This is a genomic window from Gluconacetobacter sp., from assembly GCF_047721585.1.
In the GTDB taxonomy this organism is placed as follows: Bacteria; Pseudomonadota; Alphaproteobacteria; order Acetobacterales; family Acetobacteraceae; genus Gluconacetobacter; species Gluconacetobacter dulcium.
Genome location: NZ_JBDNXE010000173.1, coordinates 1 through 6,327, shown reverse-complemented (window position 1 = coordinate 6,327; position 6,327 = coordinate 1). Strand labels below are relative to the sequence as shown.

Here is a 6,327-nt window from a genome sequence, read left to right as displayed (position 1 = left end):
ACGAGAAAAATGCATTTTGGAATCCTCCGTGTCTGTTAAGCAGTGTCGGACGACGCGGAAAATATGGAGTGCCAAGAACTAGCCCGCAAGGAGTTAAATGGCGATATCTAGAGACCTTCCGGTGCTGATTACGACGGTCGAAGTGACGTGGATCGAGAAGGTGGTGGAACGCTGGCTGCGCTTCGGGCGGCCGATCGCGGACACGATCCTCGACCGTCAGCGGCGCATGCTCAGCTTCTCCCCAGACAACGTATTCGCCTTCGTTCTCTGGGCCGCTAACGAATACGGAACGGTTGAATCGCACATCGACATCGTGCGCACGGTCGGCTCCGGCGAAGACTACCAGACCGTCCCCTGCGTGCAACCGGGTGGCGAGGTGTTGCTGCACCAGAGTTCATGGCCGCGCGTCCAGCGCGTGCTGGAAGCGATCGATACGGTCGAGGCGCAGGATATCGACCCGACCGAGGTCAGCCCCGACTATTGGCGTCACCTGCACCAGCGACTGGAGGCGCGACAACAGCCCGACGCCTACACGAAGGCACGGCATCGGGCATGGCCCGAAAACGGCATGCCGTAGAGCGTCATCATCGGTGCGACCTTTCGTTCGCTGTCATCCCGGCAGGGTCATTGTTTTGCACAACCATGGCGAGACGCTATCCTAGCACGACAGTCTTTCGGATTGCGGAACCTCATCGCGCAATACGATGCCCTAACCCGGACCGCCACGCATGAGGCGGATCAGCCCTCCGGCATGCTCCGTATCACGGCGCCGGCGACATTCGGGCGCCACCACGTTGCACCAGTACCGTCCGATTTCCTGGCACGGTTCGAAAACATTCAGGCCACCCCGGTCTTGTCGGACCGTAACCTTGATCTGATCGAAGAGGGTCTGGATGTCGCCATCCGCATCGGCGTTCCGCGCCTTCGCCCCCGAAGCCGCGCGCGAAAACATCCACCCAACTGCCGACGGGTGCGCTGACGGTCAATTCCTGAACCGAAAGCGCGCCGTCTCCCGCACGTCAGCCGCGTCAGGGCCTGTCAGAGCCTGACCGCAAATGTGGGCTGGCGAGCGAGAGCGGCCCGTATCGGGCCGCGCCCGGCGTGTGTTTCCGAGCATCGGAGCAGAGTGGCCTTGATGGCCACGAGCACCGAAGCCCAGAAAACGCGCGGAGGAAACGCGCGGAGGACACGCCGCCAGCGCGCATTCGCGGTCAGGCTCTCAGGACATCGGCGGCGGCGACGGGTCGCCCGACGGCAGGGGAATGAATTCGTCATGGTCCGCCTCGGGCAGTTTCATCCGCCCGGCCTTCCAGTCCTCGGCGGCCTGCGCCAGCCGCGCCTTCGAGGAACTGACGAAATTCCAGAACAGGAACCGTTCCCCGACAGGCTCGCCCCCCAGCACCATCGCGGTCGTCGGCGCCAGGGCCTGGAAAGATGAGGCCCCGGCCCCCAGCACCAGCATCCGCCCCGCCTCATACCGCTCGCCGTCGATCTCGATCGCTCCGGTGGCGATATAAAGCGCCCGCTCCGGATAGACGGTCGGAATTTCCGCCCGCGCGCCGGCCGCGAGTTCAAGATGCGCATAGAACAGCGGCGAATGTGTCCGCGCCGCGGCGGTCAGCCCATAGGCCCGCCCCGCAATAAGCTGCCCCCGCACGCCGGCCGCATCCCATTGCGGCAGATCGTCCCCTTCATGATGCGAAAAGGAGGGCGCGGCCTCCTCATCACCCTTCGGCAGCGCGACCCATGCCTGGATGCCATGCAGATGGTCCCCCACCGCACGCGCCTTCTCGAACCGCTCGCTATGCGTGATCCCGCTGCCGGCCGTCATCCAGTTGACCTCCTGCGGCCGGATCGCCTGCTCCGACCCCAGACTGTCGCGATGCATCACTTCCCCCGAAAACAGGTACGTGACGGTGGAAAGCCCGATATGCGGATGCGGCCGCACATCGAGGCTGCGATCGACCCCCGCCGCGATATCCATCGGCCCCATATGGTCGAAAAAGATAAAAGGCCCAACCATCCGTCGCCGCGCGAAGGGCAGGATGCGCCCCACTTCCAGCCCGCCGCCCAGACTGCGGCGGCGCTGTTCGATCATCATCTCGATCATGGTACAGTCTCCCCTTCGGCTGCGCGACCGGGCCGGCAGCGCCCGCCCGGTCAGGCGGCAATCCCGCCGAAATGTCCGTTGTTGAAATCCTCGATCGCCTGGCGGATCTCCTCCTGCGTGTTCATCACGAAGGGGCCATAGCCGGCGATCGGTTCGTTCAACGGCTGTCCGGTCAGGACAAGAAAGCTGGCCGCCTCCGTCGCCTGCAACGTCACCTCCGCGCCCTCCCGGCTGAGCAGAGCGAACTGCGCGCTCCCCAGTTCCATGCCGCCATTCACGACCAGGCGTCCTTCCAGCGAGACGATCGCCGTGCTGTGCCCGACCGGCAGGTCGAGCGTCACCTGCGCGCCCGCATGCAGCGTGCCGTCCCACACATTCAACGGCGAGAACACCCGCGCCGGTCCATGCCCCGTCCCGTAATCCCCGGCGATCACGCGCAGCGTGCCGGCATCATGGGGCAGAGAAACAACCGGAATATCGGCCGCGCGCAGCGTCTGGTAGGTTGCCGGCGCCCCCTTGTCCGCGGCCGGCAGGTTCACCCACAACTGCACCATGCGAAACGCACCGCCCGCGCGCGCATAGTCGGCCGAATGGAATTCCTCATGCTGGATGCCGTTCCCCGCCGTCATCCACTGCACGTCACCCGGCCCGATCACACCGCCGCCGCCCGAGGAATCGCGGTGCTCGACCTCGCCATCATAGACGATCGTCACCGTCTCGAATCCTTTGTGCGGATGCTCGCCCACACCACGCCGCGCCTCCGTGGGGCCGAACGTATAAGGCCCGGCATAATCCAGCAGCAGGAACGGGCTCAGATGCGCGCCGAACGCGCTGTAGGAAAACAGGGAACGGACAGGAAAGCCGTCCCCCACCCAATGGCCGCGATCATTGCCGTAGCGGCCGAGAATCGTCTTCTGCATTGCCATGCTCCCGATCGACGGGGCTCCGACAGCGACGCCCCCGCATGACGGCAAGATGGGGCGCTCCCGCCCGCGCACAAAGATTGCCCCAGCGAACGGTGCGTCCTATTCATAAGACGATGAAGGACCTCAACGATCTCTATTATTTCGTGCAGGTCGTTCGCCACGGCGGCTTCACGCGCGCCGCACAGGCCACCGGCCTCCAGAAATCCCTCCTCAGCCGCCGGGTCCGGCTGCTGGAAGAACGGCTGGATACCGTGCTGCTCCAGCGGTCCTCCCGCCATTTCTCGGTAACCGAGGCTGGGCGTGGCTTCTACGAACGGTGCGTGGTCGTCCTGGAAGAGGCGGACGCCGCGGAACAATCGGTCGCCCGGCATCATGCCGAACCGTGCGGCATCATCCGCCTCAGTTGCCCGGTCTCGCTCCTGACCATCCAGTTCGGTGCGCTGCTGGCCCGGTTCATCATGCGCTATCCCGCCGTCACCCTCAGCCTCGAAAGCACGAACCGGCGGGTGGATCTGCTGGAGGACCGGTTCGATCTCGCCATCCGGGTGCGCTTCCCGCCGCTGCAATCGGAAAACCTCATCATGCGCGTGCTCGACACCAGCACGCAGTGCCTGGTTGCCGCCCCCTCATTGATCGCAGCCCCCCTGGCCTCCCCGGCCGACCTGAACACGATGCCGAGCCTCGATTTCAACACCCCGCCCGCCAGCCATTCATGGCTTCTCGAAAACGCGGACGGTCAGACGGCAACGATCTTCCACACGCCCCGCCTCGCCACCGACGACATGGCCGTCCTGCGTGAAGCCGCGCTGGCGGGCGCCGGCATCGTCCAGCTTCCGACCATGATGGTCTGGCGCGACATCAAGGAGGGCCGACTGCTCCAGGCCCTGCCCGACTGGCGGCCGCGTGCCGGCATCGTACATGCCGTCTTTCCTTCCCGCCGGGGACTATCCCCCGCCGTGCGCGCGCTGATCGATTTTCTGGCCGCAGAATGCGCCGCCCAGCGGCAGGATGCGTCACATGTTCTGGAAACCTGACAAGCCGAACCGTTACAGGCACTCGCGAGACCATTGATAGCGGACGATCGTCACAGGCCAATGCTCATGCGGAAATTCGCCGATATTGCGCAGCCCTTGCGTTTCATAGAAGCGCCGGGCCGCACCATTCGCCACACTGGTGCGCAGCCAGAACCCCTCGGGCATCTCCCGTTTGGCGACATCGAGCAGACTGCTCCCGATGCCCGCCCCCTTCCGCGCCGGGTCCACAAAAAGCTGCCGCAGCCAGAATGCCTCCGGCTCGAACGCCATAAACCCGGCGATGCCGGATGCATCACACGCCACATAGACGCGCCACGCCCGCTTCCATTCCGCTTCGAGGCGCTCACGATATTCCGCCACGTCCGACACGATGTCGGCTTCGACGCCGATAGAAAGCGCACTCTCACGCCAGAGCCGCGCGACGGCATCAATGTCGTCGCTGCGCAGCACACGCACGGGACAGGTCGTCATTTCCCTACGCGCTCATGTTTTCGTTCGCCCGTTCCGAGGACGTGTTGGTTTCACGATGCTATCCCTGATACCCTCATATACCCTTCCGAACCCCATACCCGCATATCGAATATGATCTCCGCGTCTTCGTCGTCTTCTTTATTCCGCGAATGTTTTACCCGCCCCATCTCGACGCGTATCGCGGCGAACAGATAATGCTCAACGGGAAAAGGCACATACTCGCCGTTATCGTGCTCTGCGCCTTCTCGGCCGGATGTACGGATGATGACCAGGGCAAAGGCGACCTGCATACAGCCGTCTCCCGGTGTTTTGCCCGCTACCCGTTCAGGAAGGGCACCGCCTACGACCGGTTCACCTGCATCACCAACGCCCATCTCAGATATGGCCCGAGCGCGGTCGGCACCAATTACGACCTGATTTCACAGGTCGATCTCGCCTCCCTGCGCATCGGCCTGGATGTCGATGCCGGCACGTTGAGCGTCCCGGAAGCCGAGAAGGAACTGCATTGGGTCACGACCAAGGCCCAGACCCAGGCCCAGGCCCAGGCCATCGGGCGGATCAATCCCCACCCGGCGGCAGCCATGCCGCCCCACCGCAGCGCGACAGGATCGACACGATAACCCACACGAGCGGCCCGGCAGTCTCGGCCGAACCGCCGTTACGAACAGTCGCGCGGCCTACCGCGCGATTTTCACTGCGTCCGGGGCACGATCACCGGATCGGACGATTTCTTGTCCGGATTGGCAACGACCGTTCCCGATTGCGCGGAATAGGTGGCGGAGGTCGACTGGTTCGGCGTGGTCGGCGGATGGAAGGCCGAAACCGGGCCGAAGATGCCACCGGCTGAACTCTTCATCGTGCCTTCGGGCTGGCGCGCACATCCACGGGTGATGATGGAGCAGATTCCATCCGTTCCCACCAGTTCGTCGTTATCGCCGGCATAATGCACGTCCGACACCCGGTCATGATCCAGGCGGATCACGGCGGTGCAGGTCGTCCCGCCACCGCCGCCGAACTGCGCGATCGTCGTGGCGATATCCCCCACCGGAATCAATGTGGAACCGCCATAGTTCGGCTGCGGATGCGTTCCGGTATAAATGAAGATCTGGGTCGTATCATTGAGTTGCTTGGTGGCGGCCGGCAGTCCCGCACAGGCCTGGAGGTCGTAGGATGTCATGCCGATCATGGTGATCTGCGCCTTGTGAGCCGCCCGGGAATCCATATATCCGCACCCGCTCAGCCCAAGAGGAAGCGAAAAGACCGCGAGCAGACACAGAGTGCGACAGTTCATTCCTGGATTATCCCCATAATCAATCGGCCCACGCCCCGCACGGCGCCTCTATCGCACGAACCTAGTGCGCTCTTTCCAGTCGATGCAAGGCCCAGGCCGGGCACAGAATGTCGCTTTTTCAATGAAACGCATTGTTGCAGACCTTCTGGCCATCTCATGACAGCCGGATCGACGAATATCTTAACGAAAGAATTACGTCTTTACTTCGCCATTGCCTTCCACGCCCCGCACGATCATCATGGTACCGATCGTCAGCACGGAGGGCGTCCGTCACGGACCTGGAGCCCGGTCGCGCCAGCCCCCGGCAACGGCGCTTTCAAAACGCGGTCCGGCCTCACGGCCCCTCATCCCGAACCGCAACGGACATCCAAGGAGACTCTGCCGCTCATGTCGCTCAAGCCGCTTATGCCGCTCCTGTCTCGCCACACATCGCGTGCCCTGCCTCCGCTCACGGCAGCCCTTCTCGCCCTTGGTGCCTGCACGGCCGGCCAGCCC

Annotated in this window: 8 protein-coding genes; 4 read left to right on the top strand and 4 right to left on the bottom strand. The window is 63.9% G+C overall.

All coding sequences use genetic code 11. The features are described 5' to 3' along the window. The first annotated feature begins 97 nt into the window (after positions 1 to 97). Together ABF821_RS19285 and ABF821_RS19280 are read left to right on the top strand one after the other, a co-directional pair. Entirely contained in the window at positions 98 to 577 is a 480-nt protein-coding gene (locus tag ABF821_RS19285; RefSeq protein ID WP_182974615.1) for a DUF2840 domain-containing protein, read from the top strand. 102 nt (positions 578 to 679) lie between these two features. Further along, positions 680 to 979 (top strand): LysR substrate-binding domain-containing protein, encoded by a 300-nt coding sequence (locus ABF821_RS19280; RefSeq protein WP_415531251.1) that lies wholly within the window; start codon positions 680 to 682, stop codon positions 977 to 979. Positions 980 to 1,219: 240 nt separating this feature from the next. Here ABF821_RS19280 and ABF821_RS19275 read toward each other — a convergent pair whose 3' ends face one another. Both ABF821_RS19275 and ABF821_RS19270 read right to left on the bottom strand, forming a co-directional pair. Further along, a complete protein-coding gene (locus ABF821_RS19275; RefSeq protein WP_415531250.1) occupies positions 1,220 to 2,110 on the bottom strand; it encodes a pirin family protein in 891 nt (296 codons plus the stop codon). A 50-nt stretch (positions 2,111 to 2,160) separates the two neighbouring features. After that, positions 2,161 to 3,030 (bottom strand): pirin family protein, encoded by an 870-nt coding sequence (locus ABF821_RS19270; RefSeq protein ID WP_415531249.1) that lies wholly within the window; start codon positions 3,028 to 3,030, stop codon positions 2,161 to 2,163. Between the two features lie 119 nt (positions 3,031 to 3,149). On the opposite strand from ABF821_RS19270, the gene ABF821_RS19265 reads away from it, so the two are divergent. Then, positions 3,150 to 4,070 carry a LysR substrate-binding domain-containing protein gene (locus ABF821_RS19265; RefSeq protein ID WP_415531248.1) on the top strand — a complete coding sequence of 307 codons (921 nt, stop codon included), beginning with the start codon at positions 3,150 to 3,152 and terminating at the stop codon, positions 4,068 to 4,070. A gap of 12 nt (positions 4,071 to 4,082) precedes the next feature. On the opposite strand, the gene ABF821_RS19260 is transcribed toward ABF821_RS19265, so the two are convergent. Then, entirely contained in the window at positions 4,083 to 4,541 is a 459-nt protein-coding gene (locus ABF821_RS19260) for a GNAT family N-acetyltransferase (protein ID WP_415531247.1), read from the bottom strand. A gap of 194 nt (positions 4,542 to 4,735) precedes the next feature. Between ABF821_RS19260 and ABF821_RS19255 the strand changes: the two genes are divergently transcribed. Then, positions 4,736 to 5,161: a hypothetical protein gene (locus tag ABF821_RS19255; protein WP_415531246.1), complete on the top strand. Its 426-nt coding sequence runs from the start codon at positions 4,736 to 4,738 to the stop codon at positions 5,159 to 5,161. A gap of 71 nt (positions 5,162 to 5,232) precedes the next feature. On the opposite strand, the gene ABF821_RS19250 is transcribed toward ABF821_RS19255, so the two are convergent. Beyond that, the gene (locus ABF821_RS19250) at positions 5,233 to 5,727 is read right to left on the bottom strand and encodes a hypothetical protein (protein ID WP_415531252.1); all 495 of its coding nucleotides are present in this window, start codon (positions 5,725 to 5,727) and stop codon (positions 5,233 to 5,235) included. Between the last annotated feature and the right edge of the window lie 600 nt (positions 5,728 to 6,327).